We start from the raw sequence: 20,916 nt of genomic DNA, 5'->3' as shown, positions 1-20,916 counted from the left end.
ATGCCGGCATGCGCGGCTCCGGTTTTTATAAGGAGAGATCGCCATGGCGAACGTGCTTGTCATTTACTTCAGCGCATACGGACATATTCACCGGATGGCGGAAGCCGCCGCGCAAGGTGCTGAGACCGAAGGGCATACGGCACGGCTTGTCCGTATTCCGGAGTTCCGCCATCCGGACAATGTAACCGCGCTGCTTGATCATCCGGACCGCAGACGGCCAGCGGAAGACAGCCGGCTGTCCGGTACGTTCCGGGTTGGGGCCCGCTGGGAGAAGTACGAAGCCGCTCAGGCTGTTCAGCAGTCGGTACGCGAAGCGACGGCGGACGATCTCCGCTGGGCGGACGGCATTGTCTGGGGCTTCCCGACCTACTATGGCTCCATGCCGGCGCAAGTCAAATCCTTCCTCGACCTGTCGGGCAGCCTATGCGCCGGCGGAGAGCTGGAAGGGAAGCCAAGCGGCGTTATGACAAGCGCCGGATCTATTCACACGGGTCACGAAGCAACGATCCTGACGTCTATCATTCCGCTGCTGCATTTCGGAATGGTGTACGTCGGATTGCCGTATTCGCAGAATCCGGAATATTTGACCGCGGACGCCATTGGCGGGTCCCCTTACGGCCCTTCGACGCTGGCGGGACCGGACAGCTCAAGAACGCCGGATGAGCGCGAGCTCCGGATGGCTGGCAGGCTAGGCGCGAGGGTGGCGAGATTTGCCGCGGCAACCAAAGGCATAAAATGAATGGCGGGGATACGATGACGATACCATTGGATTTGCTTGTTTCCGGGGTTAGGCTGCCCGGCAGCGGAGAATTAACGGATCTGGGCATTAAGGGCGGCAAAATAACGGCAGTCGGCAAGCTGGCCGGGGCCGCCGCCAAGAGGGTCTTTCAGGCGGAAGGAAGGCTGCTGATGCCTCCTTTTGTTGAACCGCATGTACATCTGGATACGACCTTAACGGCAGGCGACCCGGTCTGGAATGAGAGCGGAACGCTTGCGGAAGGCATCTCGGTATGGACCTCCCGCAAAAAGCAGCTGACCCGCGAAGACGTTCTAGCGAGGGCGGAACGTACGTTGGAACTGTTTATCGGCTACGGCGTGCTTTATCTTCGCGCGATGGTTGATATAGGCGACTCAAAGCTGACGGCTCTGCGAGCGGTACTGGAGCTGAAGGACAAATATAAAGACAGGATGCATATGCAAGTCATCGCTTTTCCGCAGGACGGCCTTGTCGCTTGCCCGGAAAATGAAGCCAGGCTGGAGGAAGCGCTGCGGCTTGGGGCTGACGGCGTATCCGCGGTTCCGCATCTGGAGCGGACCCGCGAGGACGGGGTATTAAGCCTCCGCAAAGCCTTTGCTCTTGCCGAGCGGTACAGCGCCTTTATTCATGTCTTCTGCGACGAGACGGACGACGAAGCTTCGCGTTATTTGGAGGTATGCGCCTCGCTTACCCTAACGACCGGGCTCGGCTCCAAGGTGACGGCCGCCCATGCCAATGCCGCGGCGTATTACAATGAGCCGTATTTTCAGAAGCTGCTTGGGCTGGTGAAGCAGTCCGGTCTTTCCATTGTGGCCTGCCCGCTGATTAACAGCGTTATGCAGGGGCGATACGATGCTTCTCCAAAGGGGCGAGGCATTACGCGGATTCAGGATTTCCACCGGGCCGGGGTTAACGTCGCTTTGGCGCATGACGATATTCGCACCCCTTTTTATCCGCTCGGAACGGGAAATCCGCTCGATGCGGCGCATATGGCGGCCCATCTTGCCCATATGTGCGGCCGTCGGGATCTGAACGATATAGCCGGCATGATTACGTACGGCGGGGCAAAAGCAATGGGGGTCGTTGACTACGGTTATGAGCAAGGAATGCCTAGGGTTGGGGATCCGGCTTCCTTCCTGCTGTTTGATGCCGATGACGCAGCCGAGCTGATTCGTACCCGGTCTGCCCCGCGATATGTGTTCCATCAGGGCAGGCTGGCAGCGGAAACGGTGCCTGCTATTACGAAGCTGCTGCACGCGGCGAGTGATGAAATGGCCTACTCAAGTTATGAAACAGGAGTAAGATTATAAAATTTTAACTAAATTTTAGGTCGACGCGACTATTCAAAACCATGTTTATCTCCTTGATAATCGGGTGTAATCGTTATTGAGGAGGGATTCAAATGATTCGCAATCAGAAGCTTAGTCTTGTAAACAGGCCATTTAAAATGTTTATTTCCGTCTTTCTTGTCTTTCTTCTATTTGGCGCAACCGTTGTGCCCGCCTTTGCGGCCAGTCCGGGGAAAACCGTAAACGCGTCGGCTACCTTGGCGTATAGTCTGAAAGGTCTCAAGCACAATCTGGCCGTCCAGAAGGCCTATATCGCATCCAAGTATCTTTACGTCACCCAGCGCTCGGGAGGAACGGTCTATTTATCCAGATTACTGATGAATGGACGCACCGCTACCTACGTGGACGAAATGACGATTACCAATTCCGGCCACGGCCAAACGCTCGATATGTACACCTACAACAAGGTCGATTACTTCTATTTCAGTTCAAAAGCGGACGCATTAACCTCGTACGACTGGTCGCTTCAAGTAGCCCGGCTGAAATACTCGGCGGGCAAGAAGTATGATTATACGGGGCTTCGCCGGTTCACCTACTTGAACTATGCGAACAAGACCGGCAAGCGACTAGGCGATACCTATCGCGTGGATGGCGGCGGGAACAGCGACTATACGATTTTTCGCGTACAAACGTCCCAAGGCAGCGTTACTTGGTCGATCTATAACACGGCTGCTCTGAACCGGCTGCTGGACAGCAATGAACAGGTGCGTATGGACAGCGCGGCAGCTAAAAAAGCCTGCGTAGCCAGCTTCACCCAAACAGGCAGCAATATCGTGAGACCAAACGGATCGTTCCAGGGCATGGATATGCTAGGAAGCACGAAGATCTTTACGTCGGGCGGGGCGGAAGGGCAAACGCCAAGCGTCGCCTTGATGTCCAAAACAGGGGCATACAAATCCCTCGTCAAGATTACGAATGTGGGGAAACACGAGATCGAAGGCGTGCAGACGAAAAACGGCAATGTTTACTTTACGATCGTAACGGATCCCAAAAACAAGAAAGACACTCAGAAGGTCTACTACGTGCCCGAGAGCAAATTTAATTAACCTATGCAAACAGGGCTGCCCCGTAAGCAATCTGCTTCGGTGGCGGCTCTGTTTGCATAACTGGAGGACACGCCGCATAAGACGTAAGGTAGCTTTACTTCGGCAATAGGGAGGGAACAAGCGGTGAGCAAGAGGTTCCTGAATTCTCCGACGGCCTATGCGCTTGGGATGTTCGCAATGATGATCCCAAGCCAGGCCTTTGCGTCTTTTTTCAACTACTACTATGTGGAAAAGCTGGGGCTTAGCCTTGGGCTGGCTACCATTGCGCGTACCGTCTATCTCATCTGGGACGCGGTCAACAATCCGATGGCCGGCTATTTGTCCGACCGGACCCGCACGAAATACGGCAGGCGCAGACCTTGGATATTTTTCTCCACGCCGGCGTTTATGCTTGTCTTCATCATGGTGTTCTCCGTTCCGGAGGGACTTGGCAATACGGAGCTGTTCATGTGGCTGCTGACTTCGCTGATCCTGTTTGAAGGAGTTGCAACGCTTCTGTGGGTGAATTACGGAGCGCTATTTCCGGAGCTGTTCGAAGGGGACCGGCTTCGCGCCAAAGCATCCGCCGTCCAGCAGGGCTTTCAGATTGCGGCTATTCTGATCGGAACGGCGCTGACGCCAATTCTTTACGGCTGGATCGGTTTTGGCTGGATGTCGGTTGTGTACTCGCTTGTATTCGGCATCTTTATGACCTGGTTCGCTTTGTCCGTCCGGGAGAAGGAGAGCACCCATCAGGAAGCGCCGCTTCCCCTGATTGCCGCCTTCCGGGAGACGCTGACGAATAAACCGTTCTGGATCTTTAATATATCCGGCTCCTTCGCCCAGACGGTGAACGGCTTGCTTGCCGCCCTGCTTCCGTTCTATGCGAAATACAACCTGCATATCTCGGAGGGCGAGGTGTCCATCCTGATGGGGGCCGTCTTTGTCTCCATTATTCCGCTTGTCGCGGTCTGGTACCTGATCTCCCGCAGGCTTGGCGGTCTGCACAGCTGGCGGCTGGCGCTCGCCGTTTACGGGCTTTCCGTCATTCCGCTATGGTTCGCGGGCAATCTTGGCAGCGGTATTCTCGCCGGCATCCTTGTTGGCTTCGGGATGGCGGGATTTCTTGTTACGCCTGCGATGCTAAGCGGCCGGATTATTGACCTCGACGCGGAGCGGACCGGCAGACGCAGAGAAGGGATTTATACGGCGGTAGCCGGTTTTATTACGCGGTCCAGCGGCTTGATCGCGGCGGTTGCCTTCTGGATTGTTGGCCTTATGTACGGCTACCAGAGCGGCGACGAACCCGGTTCGCAGCCGGAGACCGTATTCCGGGTGCTGATCTGCGTGGTTCCCCTTATTTTGCTTACGGTATCCTTTGTCATTTCCTTGTTCATGAAGAATTTAGAGGAGCCGGGTCAATCGAAACGTCCGGTGTGATATGATAATGGCAAAATCAAACCAAGGGGAATCGCATGAAGCAAGTAACGATTGGCATGTTCGCGCATGTGGATGCGGGCAAGACCACGCTGGCGGAACAGCTTCTTTATCATACGAACAGCATACGGGAGCGGGGCCGGGTCGATCATAAGGATGCCTACCTCGACAGCCACGATATTGAACGGGCGAGAGGGATAACGGTGTTTGCGGATCAGGCTGTTATGACCTATAACGGCGCGACTTATTACTTGATCGATACGCCGGGCCACGTCGATTTCTCGCCGGAGATGGAGCGCGCTATCCAGGTGATGGATTATGCCGTCCTGGTCGTGAGCGCCGTGGAGGGCGTGCAGGGACATACGGAAACGGTCTGGCAGCTGCTTTCGAAGCACCGCGTACCGACGTTCTTTTTCATCAACAAAATCGACCGGACCGGAGCGGACGTTAACCGCGTAATGGAGGAAATTCAGCAGCATCTGACGCAGGATGCTTGTCTGATGACGGACAGCTTTGCGGGCGGCGTCTTGGGAGAGCCGTTAGTGGAGAGTCTGGCAGAGAGGGATGAGCGGTTATTTGATGCATTCCTCTCCGGTGAAGGCGACCGGGCCTTCTGGCTGCAAGCTTTGCAGGACATGGTAAAGAACAGCAGGTTATACCCATGTGTTGGCGGTTCAGCCCTGCAGGATACCGGCGTGAAGGAGTTCCTGGAGCAGCTTCATCTGCTTACGACGGCCGACTATAACGGACAAGCTCCTTTTGGAGGAAGAGTCTATAAAATCCGTCATGACAAGAGCGGTACCCGTTTAACCTATATCAAGGCTTTAAGCGGTACGCTCAAGGTTCGCGAAGAGCTCTGCTATGGCGGCGGGGATGGGCAAATCTGCGAGAAGGCAACCAGGCTGATGCTCGTGAACGGCAGTAAAATGCAGGCGGTTGATCAGGTGTCGGCCGGGGACCTATTTGCCGTTATCGGGCTGTCCGAAGCGGACGCGGGACAAGGCGTAGGACTCTACTCGGACAAGCTGTCCTATGATCTGGTGCCCGCTTTGACGTCAAAGGTCATATTCTCCGAAGCCCTCCCCGTGAAGGATGTGCTGAAGGCGTTCCGCATTCTGAATGCGGAGGACCCGTCTTTGAACGTTGTCTGGGAGGAGACGCTGCAGGAGATTCATATTCACGTGATGGGCGTTATTCAGCTCGAAGTGCTGCAGCAGCTGGTGAAGGACCGTTTCGGCTTTGACGTGGATTTTGGCAGTCCGGAAATTTTGTACAAGGAGACCATCTTGAGGCCCGTAAAAGGCTATGGTCATTTCGAGCCGCTTCGGCATTACGCCGAGGTGCATCTGCTCTTGGAGCCGGGCGAGCGGGGCAGCGGCATCACGTTCAAGAATGCTGCCCACGTGCATGACCTGAGCATAGGCAATCAGAATCTGATCGAGACGCATCTGTTCGAACGCGAGCATCACGGGCTGTTGACGGGCAGTCCGCTAACGGACGTGCAGGTCACTTTGCTTACGGGCGCCGCCCATAACGAGCATACGCATGGCGGAGATTTCCGGGAGGCTGCCTTCCGGGCACTCAGGCAAGGGCTCGAGAAGGCGGACAATCTGCTGCTTGAACCGTTTTACGGGTATAAAATCAAGGTTGAGCTGGACCATCTGGGCAAGGTGTTGTCGGATTTGCAACGTGCTTCAGGCCAGTTCGATCCGCCTCAGACCACGCAGTCCCATGCGGTGGTTACGGGCCGGGTGCCCGTCGCGACTTTTATGGATTACAGCACGGAGCTCGCCGCCTTTACGCATGGCCGGGGCAGCATTCAGCTGATCTTCGCCGGTTACGACCGCTGCCATAACGAGCAGGAGGTCATTGAGCGGAAAGGCTACCGGAAGGATGCGGACCCTTTATATACGTCCTCGTCTATTTTTTGTGCGAAAGGCGCCGGTTATGCGGTAGCTTGGGATGAGGCGGAAGCAAAAATGCATTTGCTCTAGCTGTTGATTGTTGAATGGATAAAAGGAAGGCCGTTTTCCCTTAATGAGGGTAAACGGCCTTTAGTGCTTTTAGCATCGCTTCAGCCTGCTCGGGATCTTTCATTAAGACCTTCCTGTACTCGATCATCCAGTCGAGTGTTTCAAGGATCTGATCATATTCGGCCTTCTTGCGCTCAATCTCGACTTTCTTTTGTCCGATCCATTCGATGATTTGCTGATTCGTCTTCGTATTCGTATCCTGATCCTGAAAGAGCTCCTTTAATTCGGTCAGCGAACAGCCGAGGCCCTGAAATTTTTTGATCATCCGGAGACGCTCAATCGCATCTTCGGTATAGCTGCGATAGTTGTTCTTCTCCCGCTGGACGTGGCGGTTGTCGAGCAGGCCTTCCTTTTCGTAAAAACGGATCGCGTGGACGGATAGGCCCATCATTTCCGCTAACTCCTGAATTTTCATGCTTCTCTCTCCTAAAAGGAAATACCGTTATCAGGGTCTTGCCTTAGAGTTCACTCTATAGTTTATGCTTTAGTTGTTCGGCAAATCAACTACACAAAGCGAATGCTTTCGAAGTAAGAATCACCACAAGTGATTTTTCCTTCATCCTTTGTGTGGTAATTCTTTTTAGGAGCGATCCACTATGCTTATATTCTTAACCGGAGCAACCGGCTATATTGGTACGGAAGTTGTTAGAGAGCTGATCGAAGGCGGTCATCAGGTTGTAGGGCTTACCCGTTCCGATAAAGGTGCAGCCTTATTGGTAGAAGCCGGTGCGGAGGCGCACCTTGGCACCCTTGAGGATCTCGATAGCCTTCAGCGCGGCGCCGCTGCCGCAGACGGCGTCATTCATTTGGCATTCCGTCATGACTTTTCGGATTTTGCCGGCTCGCTTGCCATGGATCTTCGCGCAGTTGAGGCGATGGGAGCCGTGCTTGAAGGCTCCGGCAAACCGTTTGTAATTACGGCTCATGCCAATGGCATCGAATCGGAGAATGCGGTATTGGGGCTAGCCGAGCGCGGGGTGCGGACATCCATTGTGTCGCTTGCCCCATCTGTACACGGAGAGCGGGATAAAGGCTTTGTACCGCAGCTCATTCAGACGGCCCGTGCGAAAGGGTTCTCCGCGTACATCGGCGACGGCGTAAACCGCTGGCCGGCTGTGCATCGCATCGATGCGGCATCCTTGTTCCGGCTCGCCGTGGAAGCTGCGCCGGCAGGCTCGAGGCTAGACGGAGTTGGCGACGAAGGGATCGCGTTCCGCGACATTGCCACGGTTATCGGACAGCATTTGAACGTGCCGGTACGCAGCATTTCCCGTGAGGAGGCTGCTGCCCACTTCGGTTTCCTGGGCATGCTCGCAGGGCTTGATATTCCACGTTCAAGCGAACAGACGCAGGAGCTGCTTGGCTGGAAGCCAACTCATCCGGGACTGCTCGAGGATCTGGAGCAAGGACACTATTTTGGCGTTTAAGCGTTTCACCTATAGATAAGGCCTTGTCAGGGTCTTATTTATTAAGAAAAGGAATAAACCAGCACAAATAAGACCCTGCCAGGGTCTTATTTGTTGTTTAGATGGCGAAATCGGAGTTGACCCGGCAGTTCTGCATGGCAACGGGTGGTACCGCAGATTATCGGTATAAAAGAAGGCTGTACCAGTTGTCCCATTCCGAAGGTCCGGGGGGACAGACGAGCGGGGCAAGGTTAGCGCTGCAGCCCTGAAAGCCGTCGCCGCCTGCAATAATAGTGAGCGCCGGATAGGCTTGGCGGCACTGGGTAATCCATTTTTCGACGGATCCTGCCAGTGCCGGGTTATTGAGCGAGATGGCAACGATTCCAATATTTTTAGCCCCAATCAGAGCTGTAATATCGTTTAAGGGTGTGTCCGGTCCCAGATAGATGACATCATGGCCTTTATTCCGCAGAAACAGGCTGAAGAGCATAAGACCCATCTGATGATGCTCTCCCTCCGGACATAAGGCGACAGCCCTTGGAAGATGCGGATTCAGCGGCAAAATTCTTATGAACTGGGTGCATCTTTGGATAATGATCTGGGAAGCGAAATGCTCCTGGGCAACCGAAATGACACCATTTTCCCATGCCGTGCCGATTTGTCTCATCACGGGAGTAAGAATATGGTGGAAGACCTCTTCATGATGGAATAAGGAAAAGCATAAATCGATGACCTCATTGGCCTGGACGGTATTCATATCAACGAGCTCGCGGCAGAGCTGTTCGCTCAGGCTGGTGAAGCGGTTCGGCTCGCTAAACGTCCGGGTTGACGAGGTAATCGCCTGCTTGTTCCGGTAAAGGGTGACGGCTTCGCTAATCTTCAAGTGACAGCTGTCCATCTGCTGCTTGATCCAGCGTAGAGTATCGATATCCGCGTCCCGGTATAGGCGGTGGCCGCCTGCGCTTCGAACGGGCTCGGTAATCTGATATCGGTTCTCCCATGCCCGGATGGTAACAGCGGGAATCCCAACTAACTGGGATACTTTGCGAATACTATACATACGCTTACACCTCAGGTTTTATTATACATAAGTTGTACGGAAAGCATAGAGGATTCGGCTCCCTCTCCTGCGATCGCTTCCTTGCGATGGAAATATGATTTATGTATAATTTTAACTAAAATATTATACGTAAATTATACATTGGAAGTAGAAGGTGATCCGATGCTTACGGCATCCCATGATCAGCATTCCAGATCTCAAGTATTGGATGTGCATTACGTTCTGGCGGCAATGGAAAAGTCGCTGGCAATGATTGAACTAAGTACGGACGGGAAAGTCCTGTGGGCGAACGATAATTTCGCTCGGGCGATGGGGTATGAAGCGGACGAAATGCCGGGCCTCATGCACAGGCAGTTTTGTACGCCCGAGTTCGTGAACAGTCCCGGTTACCGGGAGCTTTGGAATAACCTTCGGAGCGGTCGGATTTTTCAGGAGAAAATCTCGCGTGTATCCAAGGACGGCCGGTTATTATGGTTCGAGGCTACCTATATGCCGGTGTTTAACGCTGAAGGACATGTAGAGGGAATTCTCAAGGTTGCGACCGATATTACCGAGAGGGAGAACGCTACCGCAAAGCTCATAGTTGAATTGCAGCAGATGGCGCAGGATTTGCTGGAACGGACGGAAGAAGGGATTGCCGGAAGCAGACAGATCGAGCAGATCATAGAAGGCGTCGCTTTGGAATCAAGCGGGAACATGAAGGTGCTTGGAGCGCTGGAGCATGAGACGGAGTCCGTGCGAAGCACGATTCATAATATCCGGGAAGTGGCCAAGCATACGAATCTGCTGGCTTTGAATGCGGGGATTGAAGCTGCGCATGCCGGCGAGCATGGCCGGGGCTTTAGCGTGGTCGCGACAGAGGTCCGCAAGCTGGCCAAGCAGGCGGACGAAGCTGCCAAGGCCGTCCAGGCTAATTTGGCCGGAATTGCTGCCGAGGTTGGGAATATCGCGAAAGGAATGCGCTTGTCGCAGGAGATGATCTTGGAAAGCCAGCAGCGTGCCCGGAAGGCGGTCGGCGAGTTCACCCAGATTGGAGAATCCGCATATCAGCTGGAGGAGAAGGCTCAGGATTTCAAAAATACGATTTAGGATGGAAAAGCGGTTGTGCAGGGTGTAACCCCGGTCACAACCGCTTTTTGTCATTGTCACAGCGTACAAACAATTTTGTAGCTGCCCGGCTCCGCCCGGAAGCCCATCAGATCGCGGTTTACGCGCAGCATGGGAATATTCGCCGAGTCGTTATGCGTCCGGAGATACGGAGAGCCGGCTGTTTTGGCGGATTGCAGGCCAAGCAGCTTCAGGGCAAGGGCAATACGGCGGCCGCGGTATTGCGGCAGAACGCCGGTGTATTCGTGGTACATCGCCCCCGTCTGTTCGTTATGCTGCAGGCTTACCACGCCAACGTAGCGTTCGCCGTCCTTGGCGATATGAACCCATTCCGGACGAACGCCGGGCAGTTCGAGGGTCCATTTTTTCCATTCCTCAAACCAGGGGTAATCACCCGAATAGCCGGGAATATCGTGGTGCGTAATTTTGTAAAGCTCATGCAGCTTGCGTTCATTATCCTCGCCTGGTTCCTCCGCCAATGTAACGAAGCGTATACCGGCACGCTCTGCATCGCCAATGGAAGCAAGCAGCTGCTCATCCGCGGTATACTCCCGCAGATCAAGCACGGACTCGAAGGACAACCGTTCCTTGATATAGCCATGCTTTTCCGCAAAAGCAAGAGACCTTTCGTCCGTCTCCTTCATGTTGTAGTTCATCAGGCATGAAGCTTTGACCTCCTGCGCCCAGGCATGAAGGGTGCCGTATATGGCAGTGCCAACGCCTTTGCCGCGGAATTCCGGATGGACGATTAACGTGTAGATCAATGCGCCGGGCTCCGTCCAAGGTGCGCGCCAGGCTATGGCATAAGCGATGATTTGTCCGTTCTCGTCTTCGGCTACCCACTTGGGACGGTCCCATCCCATTAGCTCGCCTTGCTCATTATAATGCAGCTGGCCCGGGGGGATTTTGTCCTCGTCCTCCTGCAGCCGTTCTGCCGTTGTTGGTTCCGACCATACCAGATTGACGAGAGGCGCTACGGCCTGAAAGTCTTCGGGCTGTCTTATTTTGCGGATCATAAAGTTCATATTGACCACCACCGTTATTGGGATAATCCTAGTATGGCATACCTTTTATTCCAGTGGTTGGAAATAATTAATTATAATGAAACTTGCTCATGCTTCGTCCGGCGGATGAACCACTCCACAATAACGAAGTTCACGATAAGGGCTGCCCAAATGTTATTGTCCAGCACATCTTCGATCATTCCCATACGGCCATCCGGCAGAGCGAACCGATGCAAAAGCAGGTACAGAAGGATCAAGAGCGGCACCAGGGCTCTGGCGCTGACCGCCGTTAAAGTCATGGCCAAGCTGCGGATCATCCATTGCTTATGCGACTGCAAGTCCCTTTTCCTTGCAGAACGGTAACCCATTGCCGTCGTGACCAGCCACAGCAGATCGAGGAAGAGGAAGGATAACGTACGGCCGAAGTCGGGTTCGTAACAGGACACGATTAGGGCGAGTCCGCCGCTTAGGAATACCGAGCCTATATATACTTTGCCAAGAAGGATATGCAAGGACGGTTTGTTCCGTCGCAGCGTGCGGTGAAATTGCAGAAATCCCGCTAGCATAGCTATAAAGGCTAGAATGATATGGCTAACTAAGGCAGGATATTGAATCGTCCTTGAAGAAACCTCAATACGGCTGCTTGCCGGATTTAAAGCAAGGTACGGGATAACAAACGGCAGCATTATGGCGATAGACAGCAACAGCAGAATCCACCAGCTTTTTTTCATCGAAACGCTCCTTCGGGATTGATGACCCTAGTATAGCCGGCGGATGTTTAGGGGCTCTAAAAACTTTCTAAAAAAACGATAAAGCATAAGAAGAGGGAGCTGCCCGGCGGGCATCTCCCTCTTTAATTCAAAAGCGTGCAGGTCTGTTCCGATTGCCGTTGTTTGGACGCGAACCGGAGAGAAGCACTTTGCGCAGCGCTGTTACGCCGGCCGCGATAGAAAGAATAAAGCAGATGCCTGCGGCTACCGGCAGAAGTGACCACTCCGTTAGAGAGTGACCGTTCAACGTCTGCCACCCGATCGCGATTAGACCAAGCAGATAAGTGATGCCGGTAATATGAATCAGGTTAGTAGCTTTGGCGCGGGAACGCTCGACTAGCCAAGCGACAATCGGCACGGCCTGAAGCGCATGGAAGCCAAGCCCGTGCAGCCAGATAATGTTGCCGTCCGCGCCTATAAATCTACCCTGGTTCATGGAGATCCAGATGCCAGCGGCAAACGATACGGTGACGGCAATCATGGCATAGCGAACGCCCAGTGCCATCCCGGGCCGAAGCTTATAAGCCTTCGAACGGAAGAATTGAACGCCAAGGTACAGATAAAACAAAACGAGAAACAGGGCAACAAACGTGAAGACATTGCCGACCGTTTGGTCGAAGAACGAATCGCTGTCAACGAATCTCGGATTAACGCCGCGGAAGTTTTGAATCGTCTCCGCCCCATAGGAGTAAAGAGCAAGCCCGATATACACCCTTCGGAACAGCGCCCGGCTTCGCGCCTTCAATCCCGATAATGGCGCAATTGCCGCGGTAGATAGAATAAAAGCGCCAAGGGCCGCATCAAAGGAAAAGGCCTTTGAAACATCGCCTCCGGGCGAGACTTCCCCTCCGTTCATAAGCACCCATACTCCGCAAAACGCCGCTAGAAGAAACCCGAGAAGGCCAGTCAGAACAAGCCATTTCTCCCCCTCGAACAGCTTCGGCTTTTGATTTGTCGCTTGATTTACATAGCTTTGCATTTTATCTCGTCCCTTCCCGTAAATGTATATCCCTAATTTACTGGAAAGGACTTACAGCCAATAATGGACCCGCGGCTAGATTTCGAGCGGCCTTAAGAAGGTTCTTTTCTCGGGCGGAGGTCTTAGGGGATTCGTCTACTCGTATGTATAGAGGATATTAGGGATGAGGTGGAGCATGAGAAATATGTTGTTATGCGCGGCAATTCTTCTCCTGGCCGGTTTAATGCTAGGGGCTTGCTCTTCGACTAAAGGACAGGAAAGGGATGCGGTTGCCGTAAACGTAAAGGTAATCGATAAAGGCAAAGGGGATGAGGGGCAGTACTGGATTATGATGGCTTACCCCGACAAGAAAAAGTTGAAAAGCGTGGATAAAATTATTTTGGAGGAGAGCGTGTGGAATACCGTTCAAATCGATCATAAATATACGGTACGTTATATCAGGCAGGAAGACGGAACCTACTCTTTCTCTGCGATAACTCCTTTAAAAGATTAAGAGAGTCAGCCGCGGGGCTGACTCTCTTTCTATTTTTAACTGATGCTGTTAGCGGGCTGCATGGCGAGTTCGGCAAGCTGTTTGCCAATGGCGCTGACATCCTGCAGGATATTGCTGAGCACAATAACCGCCGTCTGCTGTTCAATAAACCGGAGCAGGACGGAGGAGAAGCCGGGGATGCCGCCGCTATGGCAAACAAGCTTGCCAAATGGCGTATCTTGAATGATCCAGCCGCAGCCGTATTGAAAATCTCGTTCTCCCTTGACCGGAGTAAACATGAGATCGAGAGAAGGTTTGGTCAGGAGCTGCTCCGTATAGAGTGCCTGATCCCATAAGTGCATATCCTCGATGGTTGAGATAATGGCTCCTGCCGCGTAAGCATTGGAAGGATCGAAGGCTGGCGCATTGCTAAAATGTCCTTCTTCATCCTGATGATAACCCGCAGCGCGGTTGAGCAGAATGTGGCTGGGCTGATCCACCTGAGTATGGTTCATGCCAAGCGGACGGAAGATGTGCTCCTGCAAATAGTCCGCGTAAGACTGCCCGGTTATTTGCTCCAGGATGGCTCCAAGCAGGATGTAACCGGAGTTGGAGTATTTGTACTGCTCGCCCGGAGCGAACTCCGGCTCTTTGTGGGCGAAGCGCCCGATAAGAACCTCCGGTGTCGAAGGGTTCGCAGCCCAGTCGAACATGGAAGGATCATCCGTATAATTGGGAATGCCCGATGTATGCGTCAGTAGATGATGAATGGTGATAGCATTGCCGCTCATCTGCTGCGGGAAGAAACGGCTGACCGGATCATCCAGCCTGAGCAGGCCTTTTTCCGCCAGCTGAAGGATGGAGACCCCCGTAAAGGTTTTGGTTATCGAACCGATCCGGAATTTGGTGTTAGTCGTATTATCCGTAGCAAGCTCCATATTTGCTTGTCCCCATGCATCGGAATACAGGATGCTGCCGCGTTGCGAGACGAGTGCGGCTCCGTTAAACTTACGCTCGGGAACAAGGGGTTGCAGCAACGCGTGAATCTGCTCTCTTACATTGGCCACGATCATCTCTCCCTCTGGTCTTCATCACCTCTCCATATTAAGTATAAAAATGGAAATATACAATGTTTTTTCCTGTTGTCAGGCAGGCTTGGATTGCTGCTTTTCCGCCGAATCCGTGCCCGTTACAAGACCGCCGAGCCGGAACGTGACGAGAGAGAGAACGATACATACCGCGGAAAAAATACCGATGGACGCATAACCCGCAAAGTGAACGTACAATAGGCCGGCCAGCCAGGCGCCAAGCGTATTCGCGCCGTTCATGGTTGAGTTGGCGAGGCTGGAGATGGTTCCGCGGATCGATGCGTTAAGGGCGGTGAGCAGGCTCATAACAAGAGGGAAGATGACGCCCAGAACGGTGAAGATAACGAAATAGATCATCACCGCAGGCGACAGGCCGGTATGCGGACCCACGATATACAGCAAAGCGAGCAAGAGCATGCCGGCGGTAACAGTCCGCGTGCTGCCGAGCCTGCGGATGACCGAGGAGCTGATGATGCTTCCGAGCAAGGTGCCGCATCCAAGGCCCATCATGACGTTGCCGATTCCGCCTATGGACAGCTCGAAATGGTCAGCCATCCATTTGCCGATAAAAGCCATTGCCGTACCGCTTCCCAAATGGAGCAGAAGGTAGGCGAGGAAGCCGCCTCTTGTTCTTCCGTTCGTGATTAACGGCATATACCGGCTGAAGATCGAAACGCGTGATTGGCCGTTAGGCTTCATATCGGGAAGGAGCAGAAAGGCAGCGACCGCAAGAAGCAGGGAAAATGCGCCGATGCTCCAGAATGGGACGGGCCAATCGGCTGCGGCCAGCCAGCTCCCGATTGGCACGCCAAGCGCTTGGGCTGCGGCTAGTCCGCCAAAGGCGACGCCCATCGTCTTCGCAATCCGCTGCGGAGGCATAACGGCGGGAATGGAGGCCCATACCTGCGGAGCGGTGAAGGCGGCGCTGACGCCGGCGAGGAAACGGAACAGCAGCATCATCCAGTAATTGTCCGCAAAGCCGCATAAAGCGGTCGAGACGGAGAAGGCGGCCAGCCCGCAGATCATGACCGTTCTGCGGTTCCAGCCATCGGATAAAGGGCCGGAGACTAGCGCGAACAAAGCCGAGCCTAAGGTGTAGGCGCCAATCATCCAGCCGGCAATGCCGGTTGATACGCCGTATTCCGCTTGAAGCGTCGGGAGCAGCGGAGAAATAAGAAACGTGTCGGTGCCAATCATAAACATAACAAGGAAAAACAGAACGGAGTATTTAAGCATTTTTTTCGCTCCTTTAGCGGTGGTATTGCTTGATGCCCTTATCGTAACGGATAATAGTGACACATTCTGTCATGGATATTGAATAAGGAGGAAAGATGTTATGCCCAAATCCAAACGGCTCATGGAGCTGATGATGACGGTCAATCGGAAGCGGCGGTTCAAGGTGCAGGAGCTGGCCGATGAGTTTGGCGTTTCGAAACGGACGATTCTAAGGGATTTGCAGGAGCTAAGCGAGCTGGGCGTGCCTTTATATTCGGAGGTTGGGCCGCATGGAGGTTATCAGGTATTAAGGGAGCGGGTGCTGCCGCCCATTGCCTTTACGGAGGAGGAAGCCGTGGCGATGTTCTTCGCCGTGCATGCGCTGCGGCATTACTCCTCGCTGCCGTTTGAGACGGAATCCGTCTCGGCGCTGAACAAATTTTATCTTCATATGCCCGGCGACGTGCGGGACCGGATCGACAGCATGAAGCATCGGGTGGATTTCATTACGCCAACCAGGCGGGGCGATGCGCCTTGCCTGGCCGTACTGCTGGATGCGGCGGTGCATCAGAAGGTGCTGGATATCGAATATGAGACAAAGGGCAGCGAGGCGGGCTGCCGCAAAATCCAGCCGGTATGCATCTACGCCCATAACGGTCTGTGGTATTGCACGGCGTTTTGTTTCCTGCGCGAGGGCTTCCGCGTCTTCCGCTGCGACCGGATCCGCACCGCTTCGGAAGATACCTCCGGTACGGAAAAGCGCGAGCTTGGCGAAATCCGGCTAAGCCGCAAAGAGGCCGTTATGCCAGAGAATCCGGTCCGTCTGCAGGTGGAGCTCAGCCGGGCCGGAGTACAGCGCTGCGAAGCGGAGCTATGGCTGGCCCCGATGCTGCAGGTCCGGGAGGAAGGGAGCGGCAGCATTGATGCGGATGTATCCCGCGGTGACATGTCCTTTTATACCGAATTTCTGATTGGACTTGGTTATGAAGCAACACTGAAAGGCCCCGAAGAGCTGCGGGAAGCGGTCCGGGATCGGTTAACCGGTCTGCTGGACCGCTACCGGTAACTCGAAAAGCAATGAAGCAAGATCCCTCTGCCTGACGGCAGGAGGGATCTTTGGCATAGGCAGGCGAAGCAAAATGAGATGACTGGCGCATAAAGGGCGGAGCCAACAGATGAGCTAGGACTATTGTATAGTCGCATTTTATTTACCTTATATATCCATTAATGGTTGGTTATCGCGAAACCGACTCGAAAGGTGAGACTCTTGGCGTATTCATCCTCTGTCAGGAGCATTCCAACCTGCGGGTCGCAGAGAATAATCCTCCGGGTCTTTGGAATCTGGTTGATAATTAGACAATTGTTTATTATTGGAAACGGTTATTTTATTCCATGAAACGAGGAGAATCGACATGACGATAACGAGACAAACGGTAGGGGGCAAGCTGGCCATTCTGTTCAGCTTTGTACTGCTTGGGCTGCTCTGCATGCTGGCCATCGCGGACAAAGCATCCGCCCATGGCTACATTTCTTCGCCTGCCAGCCGGACGCTGCTCTGCAGCCAAGGCGCGAACAAGGATTGCGGAGCGATTCAGTATGAGCCGCAAAGCGTAGAGGGCATCGGCGGATTTCCCGCAGAAGGTCCAACTGACGGTAAGATTGCAGGAGCGGGCAAATATACCGAGCTGGATGCCCAGTCGGCCAGCCGCTGGAAGAAGGTCGACATGAAGGGTGGCGACAATACGTTTACCTGGAATTTTACGGCCAATCATATTACGGAGAAATGGGACTATTACATTACGAAGATTGGTTGGGATCCGAACAAGCCGCTCACGCGCGACCAGTTGGAAGCGAAGCCCTTCTGTACGATAGACGGCGGAATGAAGAAGCCGGAGATGACGGTTACGCATAAATGCAAGGTACCGACGGACCGGACAGGCTACTACATTATTCTTGGCGTATGGGAAATCGGTGACACCGTTAATGCCTTCTATCAGGCGATTGACGTCAATCTGACGCAAGGCGGCGGAACAACGACTCCGGATCCGGATATCCTGCCTAACTTCCCGGACAGCGTATGGTGTTCCGGCCATACCGACAGCAGCATCACGATGTCTTGGTCGGCATCCACGGCATCGGCGGGCATTAAAAACTACGAATTAATCCGTGATGGAAAAGTGGTAAGTACGCCGACAGGAACAAGTTATACGGATAGCGGCCTGCCTGCGGATTCGTCTTACTCGTATACGATTGTGGCGGTGGATAACAAGGGTAACCGCTCGTCGGCAAGCGCGCCGGTATCGGCTAGTACGCTGCCTGCCGAAACACCGGCGCCGGATACGCAGGCTCCAACCAGACCGGCGGGACTTACAGCCGGCAATGTAACGGACACTACAGCAGCCTTCGGCTGGACGGCGGCCACCGATAATACCGGCGTTGTGAAATACGAGGTGTACAGAGGCGGATTACTAATCGGCACGACGGCATCCACCTCCTATTCGGACAGCGGATTAAAGCCATCCACCGCATACGCGTATACGGTTATTGCACGGGATGCGGCGGGTAACCGCTCGGCAGCAAGCGCGGCCTTGACGCTTACGACGAAGGTAACCGTCGTTAATCCACCGACGGTTACCGGTACATGGGACAGCACGAAGATATATTTGGCTGGCGATATCGTGACCTACAACGGCATTGAATATAAGGCCAGCTGGTGGACGCAAGGCGAGTTGCCTGACAGCTCGGATGTATGGAAGCCGGTATCGGCAGCTGCCGTACAGACTTGGAATAGCGCAAAGGCTTATAACGGCGGCGACCAGGTTGTCCACGAAGGACATACGTACAAGGCAAAATGGTGGACGAAAGGCGAAATCCCCGGTCAGGCCGGGGTATGGGTATTAGTCAAATAGCAAGAGTGGGCTGTCCGTCGAGGACAGCCTTTTCTGTAGAAGGCCACTGCTGGAGGTTTTTTACCATTATTTGTCGAACTAAAGGGCGGAATGACCATTTTCGCAGGTAGGGAGAGCTGACCGAATGAGCAATACGATTAGTATGGAGAAGCTGATAGATTGGGGGCGTTTTGTTAAGGTCGCGTACGGGATGTACGCGCAGAATCATCTGTCGCCGGTTAAGCCCGCTGACTTCCCGGCAGGCTGGGAGCTGGTGGCCAACCTGACAATGACGCCGCATCTCGAGAAGATGCAGGAAAGGGAATTCGGAGGCTTTATTGCAAGATCCGTGGACAATCCGCTGCAGCAGGCGGTGGTGATTCGCGGAACGGAAAGTCCGCTGGACTGGCTGTCGGACTTCGAGTTCATACTCGAGACGTTCCATGAGGTACCAAGCGGCGGCAAGACGGAGCAAGGATTTACGAATCTATACCGCGGCATGATGGTGGAATACGTTGATGCGAGTATTCCTTCCGAGTCGCTGATGGCGTCCATTGACGCGCTGCCGCAAGGCACAAAGCTTCTTGTGACCGGGCATAGCCTTGGCAGCTCGCTTGCTACGCTCCATGCTTTTCTCGCCGGAAGCAAAAACGTGGATGTCGAGCTCATAACCTTTGCCTCGCCGCGGGTTGGCGACAATAGCTTTGTTGAAGCCTTCCAGCGGATGAATATCCCGAATACCCGCATATTCAATAAGCCGGATATCGTGCCGCAGGTACCTGTGGAGATCGCGGGCTACCGCCATCTCGAGCCTGGACTCGAGATTAACTCGGTATTATATCCGATCAAGCATTCCATCCCTTGTTATCATGCGCTCAGCACCTACCTGTACGTAATGGGAGATGCGGAAGCTAATATTTCGAAATGTAAAACCACTCCGTAAGGAGTAGAAAAAACGGGACACCTTACTTTATGGGGAGTCCTGTTTTTGTTTATAATTAATTGAACAACAGGAGCGGGGGAGAATAGTCGTCATGAAGGAACGGGAATTTCAACAGTGGATTCAAGATTTTTACAAAAAGCGGGGCTGGTCCAGCTATGGTCCGTTTGAACGGATGGCTTTCCTGACGGAGGAAGTTGGCGAGACGGCCAGGGTGGTAAGGACGATTGAGATTGGACGGGACCGCCCGGATGAGGCTGCCCAGCCGGCCGAAGTGCTTAAGCAGGAATTGATCGAGGAGCTTGGGGACGTATTGGCGAATGTCTATATTCTTGCGGGGATCTACGATCTTTCCATAGAGGAAATTCTTAAAGTGCACAAAGACAAGCTGAGCAAGCGCTACAGCCAAGAATAGCAGGGGGATAATCATGAACAAAATTTGCGTATTTGCCGGCTCCAATGCCGGAATAAGTCCGGAGTACGGACAAGCGGCAACCCAGCTTGGACAGCTGATGGCTGCTCAAGGGATCGAGTTAGTATACGGTGGCTCCCGAATCGGCTTGATGGGGCTTGTTGCCGACGCAGTGCTGGCTAGCGGCGGCCGAGTTACCGGGGTCATGCCGCGTGGCCTGTTCATCGGCGAGATGGCGCATAAAGGTCTAACGGAGTTTATTGAAGTGGGGAACATGCATGAACGGAAAGCTCTGATGTCGGAGCTGTCCGATGGCTATATCGCGCTGCCTGGCGGGCTCGGAACCTTCGAGGAATTGTTCGAGGTGGCAAGCTGGGCGCAGCTTGGCATCCACAAGAAACCGGTTGGCATTCTGAACGTGAAGGGCTTCTATCAGCCGATCGCCGATATGCTGGAGCAGACGGTCTCGGCGGGCTTTATGCGGGATACGAATCTGGGTCTTATGCTCTTTGAAGAAAATCCGTCCGTTCTGTTGGACCGCATGGCCGCGTACTCGGCACCGGAGCAGGCGAATAAATGGGCGGAGCTTCCGAAATAATCGAGATTTGCTGTTAGTAGGCAAGCTTTGACAGTATCAAACAGCCGATACCCCGAAGGGATTGCTATAATTAGGGCTACAATGGATTTCGTCCAGCATAATGAGGCGTTTGTACCCGGTAGCTCGAGCTACATTGGATTTACTGTAGTATAATCAGTTCATTTTGGGGCGATTTGGGCTCTTTATGCTATTTTTGCTGGAGTGAATCCAACGTAAGCAATTTCCTTTGAAATGGGGGGTGTCCCATAAGTCATGAAAATGACGATGGGACACCCCTGTTTTTTGTTTTAGGTAAACCAGCTGCCTGCGCATTAAATGTTCTTCCAATCGCCATTGCTCAGGGATTCCCTTTAATAAACGAGGTAAGGTAGGAATC

General features: G+C 53.6%; 20 protein-coding genes. 13 read left to right on the top strand and 7 right to left on the bottom strand.

The annotated features are described in order from the left end of the window. The first annotated feature begins 43 nt into the window (after positions 1–43). The 5 genes from PJDR2_RS30830 to PJDR2_RS30810 all read left to right on the top strand — a co-directional run bounded on the left by PJDR2_RS30830 (position 44) and on the right by PJDR2_RS30810 (position 6,562). Positions 44–739, top strand: a complete 696-nt coding sequence (locus tag PJDR2_RS30830) for an NAD(P)H-dependent oxidoreductase (protein WP_015847671.1) — start codon at positions 44–46, stop codon at positions 737–739. 14 nt (positions 740–753) lie between these two features. Then, positions 754–2,067 (top strand): amidohydrolase family protein, encoded by a 1,314-nt coding sequence (locus PJDR2_RS30825; RefSeq protein WP_049790196.1) that lies wholly within the window; start codon positions 754–756, stop codon positions 2,065–2,067. 92 nt (positions 2,068–2,159) lie between these two features. Next, positions 2,160–3,152, top strand: a complete 993-nt coding sequence (locus PJDR2_RS30820; protein ID WP_015847669.1) for a helveticin J family class III bacteriocin — start codon at positions 2,160–2,162, stop codon at positions 3,150–3,152. A gap of 123 nt (positions 3,153–3,275) precedes the next feature. Further along, positions 3,276–4,571: an MFS transporter gene (locus PJDR2_RS30815; protein WP_015847668.1), complete on the top strand. Its 1,296-nt coding sequence runs from the start codon at positions 3,276–3,278 to the stop codon at positions 4,569–4,571. Positions 4,572–4,606: 35 nt separating this feature from the next. Then, positions 4,607–6,562: a GTP-binding protein gene (locus tag PJDR2_RS30810; protein ID WP_015847667.1), complete on the top strand. Its 1,956-nt coding sequence runs from the start codon at positions 4,607–4,609 to the stop codon at positions 6,560–6,562. Positions 6,563–6,602: 40 nt separating this feature from the next. Here the strand turns inward: PJDR2_RS30810 and PJDR2_RS30805 are convergent, their stop codons facing one another. Then, positions 6,603–7,016, bottom strand: coding sequence for a MerR family transcriptional regulator (locus tag PJDR2_RS30805; protein ID WP_015847666.1), 414 nt, complete (start codon positions 7,014–7,016; stop codon positions 6,603–6,605). Positions 7,017–7,197: 181 nt separating this feature from the next. Here PJDR2_RS30805 and PJDR2_RS30800 point away from each other — a divergent pair, with 181 nt between their 5' ends. Continuing rightward, entirely contained in the window at positions 7,198–8,028 is an 831-nt protein-coding gene (locus PJDR2_RS30800) for an SDR family oxidoreductase (RefSeq protein ID WP_015847665.1), read from the top strand. Between the two features lie 157 nt (positions 8,029–8,185). On the opposite strand, the gene PJDR2_RS30795 is transcribed toward PJDR2_RS30800, so the two are convergent. Continuing rightward, positions 8,186–9,067 carry a MerR family transcriptional regulator gene (locus PJDR2_RS30795; RefSeq protein ID WP_015847664.1) on the bottom strand — a complete coding sequence of 294 codons (882 nt, stop codon included), beginning with the start codon at positions 9,065–9,067 and terminating at the stop codon, positions 8,186–8,188. Between the two features lie 162 nt (positions 9,068–9,229). Between PJDR2_RS30795 and PJDR2_RS33790 the strand changes: the two genes are divergently transcribed. Next, the gene (locus PJDR2_RS33790) at positions 9,230–10,156 is read left to right on the top strand and encodes a methyl-accepting chemotaxis protein (protein WP_015847663.1); all 927 of its coding nucleotides are present in this window, start codon (positions 9,230–9,232) and stop codon (positions 10,154–10,156) included. A gap of 56 nt (positions 10,157–10,212) precedes the next feature. Here the strand turns inward: PJDR2_RS33790 and PJDR2_RS30785 are convergent, their stop codons facing one another. From PJDR2_RS30785 to PJDR2_RS30775, 3 genes are all read right to left on the bottom strand, one after another. After that, positions 10,213–11,199, bottom strand: coding sequence for a GNAT family N-acetyltransferase (locus PJDR2_RS30785; protein WP_015847662.1), 987 nt, complete (start codon positions 11,197–11,199; stop codon positions 10,213–10,215). Between the two features lie 71 nt (positions 11,200–11,270). Continuing rightward, positions 11,271–11,909, bottom strand: a complete 639-nt coding sequence (locus PJDR2_RS30780; RefSeq protein ID WP_015847661.1) for a DUF2306 domain-containing protein — start codon at positions 11,907–11,909, stop codon at positions 11,271–11,273. A 127-nt stretch (positions 11,910–12,036) separates the two neighbouring features. Then, positions 12,037–12,927, bottom strand: a complete 891-nt coding sequence (locus tag PJDR2_RS30775) for a hypothetical protein (protein ID WP_015847660.1) — start codon at positions 12,925–12,927, stop codon at positions 12,037–12,039. A gap of 175 nt (positions 12,928–13,102) precedes the next feature. On the opposite strand from PJDR2_RS30775, the gene PJDR2_RS30770 reads away from it, so the two are divergent. Further along, positions 13,103–13,420 (top strand): hypothetical protein, encoded by a 318-nt coding sequence (locus tag PJDR2_RS30770; protein ID WP_015847659.1) that lies wholly within the window; start codon positions 13,103–13,105, stop codon positions 13,418–13,420. A 35-nt stretch (positions 13,421–13,455) separates the two neighbouring features. Here PJDR2_RS30770 and PJDR2_RS30765 read toward each other — a convergent pair whose 3' ends face one another. Then, positions 13,456–14,466 carry a serine hydrolase domain-containing protein gene (locus PJDR2_RS30765; protein ID WP_049790094.1) on the bottom strand — a complete coding sequence of 337 codons (1,011 nt, stop codon included), beginning with the start codon at positions 14,464–14,466 and terminating at the stop codon, positions 13,456–13,458. A gap of 78 nt (positions 14,467–14,544) precedes the next feature. Then, positions 14,545–15,723: an MFS transporter gene (locus PJDR2_RS30760; protein WP_015847657.1), complete on the bottom strand. Its 1,179-nt coding sequence runs from the start codon at positions 15,721–15,723 to the stop codon at positions 14,545–14,547. Positions 15,724–15,823: 100 nt separating this feature from the next. Between PJDR2_RS30760 and PJDR2_RS30755 the strand changes: the two genes are divergently transcribed. From PJDR2_RS30755 to PJDR2_RS30735, 5 genes are all read left to right on the top strand, one after another. Continuing rightward, a complete protein-coding gene (locus tag PJDR2_RS30755) occupies positions 15,824–16,768 on the top strand; it encodes a helix-turn-helix transcriptional regulator (protein WP_015847656.1) in 945 nt (314 codons plus the stop codon). A 346-nt stretch (positions 16,769–17,114) separates the two neighbouring features. Next, a complete protein-coding gene (locus PJDR2_RS30750) occupies positions 17,115–18,611 on the top strand; it encodes a lytic polysaccharide monooxygenase (protein WP_015847655.1) in 1,497 nt (498 codons plus the stop codon). A gap of 124 nt (positions 18,612–18,735) precedes the next feature. After that, positions 18,736–19,533 carry a lipase family protein gene (locus tag PJDR2_RS30745; RefSeq protein ID WP_015847654.1) on the top strand — a complete coding sequence of 266 codons (798 nt, stop codon included), beginning with the start codon at positions 18,736–18,738 and terminating at the stop codon, positions 19,531–19,533. A gap of 91 nt (positions 19,534–19,624) precedes the next feature. Further along, on the top strand, positions 19,625–19,945 hold the full coding sequence (locus tag PJDR2_RS30740) for a MazG nucleotide pyrophosphohydrolase domain-containing protein (RefSeq protein ID WP_015847653.1): 321 nt from the start codon (positions 19,625–19,627) through the stop codon (positions 19,943–19,945). Positions 19,946–19,958: 13 nt separating this feature from the next. Continuing rightward, positions 19,959–20,540: a TIGR00730 family Rossman fold protein gene (locus tag PJDR2_RS30735; protein WP_015847652.1), complete on the top strand. Its 582-nt coding sequence runs from the start codon at positions 19,959–19,961 to the stop codon at positions 20,538–20,540. Positions 20,541–20,916: the final 376 nt, after the last annotated feature.

It is taken from the genome of Paenibacillus sp. JDR-2, from assembly GCF_000023585.1.
Taxonomy (GTDB): domain Bacteria; phylum Bacillota; class Bacilli; order Paenibacillales; family Paenibacillaceae; genus Pristimantibacillus.
This window is presented reverse-complemented; position numbering and strand designations above follow the sequence as displayed.